The following is an 884-nucleotide window of genomic DNA, read 5'->3' on the forward strand; positions in this document are numbered from 1 at the left end:
AATTCTTAAACTGCCCTCAACCTAAGTAACACAAGGGATGAGGGCTTTTTTATTTACGAGATTCTCCTAAAGTCGGGTATTAAATCGGAAGAAATTTAGGGAAATGTCCAATAGACATTGATGTACACATGTTTATTCTAATGTCAAGAAAAATTATGTAAAAAACTAAGGAACCCTTTTTATGAATACAATTAACCGTAATGTTTCTTTTCCCAAGAAAGAGAAGTGCTACTTCTGCAAAAGAAGCAAGAAAGATCTTCTGCTTAATGCGGCTTTTCTGGGAGTGCTGGATTTAGTACTGTCGTCATCCTTCGTTTATGCTGCTGATGAAGAAAGGGGTGATGACATAGTATTTGACGCTACTGTTGCAGAGAATTACTCAGAATCAGATAAATCTTCAATTTCCGGTGCACTCAGTACCGGATTGTTTTTTGTACAATCGGGAAATAAGCAGGAAGTTACGCTTGAAAATATCTCTGAGCTAACAGCTTCCGGGTTATCTACCAGCACAGGTTCTTCATCAAGAGGCCTCTTTACTGCCAGGACAATTGCTTCAAATCCAAGTCCTTCTACGCAGATTATAAAGATCAGTTCAGATACGATTAATTCTTCCAATGGTAATGTTTTTGTCGCCATTGGTTTCGAGGGTTCTAAGCCTCGGGGGAAACAAACTGAACAATATATACACCTTAATGTTGACACCATCAATTCTGGGAAGGGAACGCTGATTTCCGGTTCTACCGGGAATCAGCAAGGATTTAGCTCAACTGGGGCATTTCTTGCATTCGATGCCAAACAACATATAACCAGGGCGAACGCACAAAATTTTTAACAAAACATCCTTAACTCGTTAAAAAGTCGACAAAAACGGTTGACTTTTTTTG

General features: G+C 38.9%; 1 protein-coding gene. It reads left to right on the plus strand.

The annotated features are described in order from the left end of the window. The first annotated feature begins 181 nt into the window (after positions 1-181). Positions 182-832, plus strand: a complete 651-nt coding sequence (locus tag E5987_RS12770) for a hypothetical protein (protein ID WP_160336444.1) — start codon at positions 182-184, stop codon at positions 830-832. Positions 833-884: the final 52 nt, after the last annotated feature.

Source organism: Parasutterella muris, assembly GCF_009767915.1.
GTDB lineage: Bacteria > Pseudomonadota > Gammaproteobacteria > Burkholderiales > Burkholderiaceae_F > Parasutterella > Parasutterella muris.

Excerpts from the sequence above, each read along its gene's own strand:
- E5987_RS12770 (WP_160336444.1), top strand. The coding sequence starts at position 182 with ATGAATACAATTAACCGTAATGTTTCTTTTCCCAAGAAAGAGAAGTGC.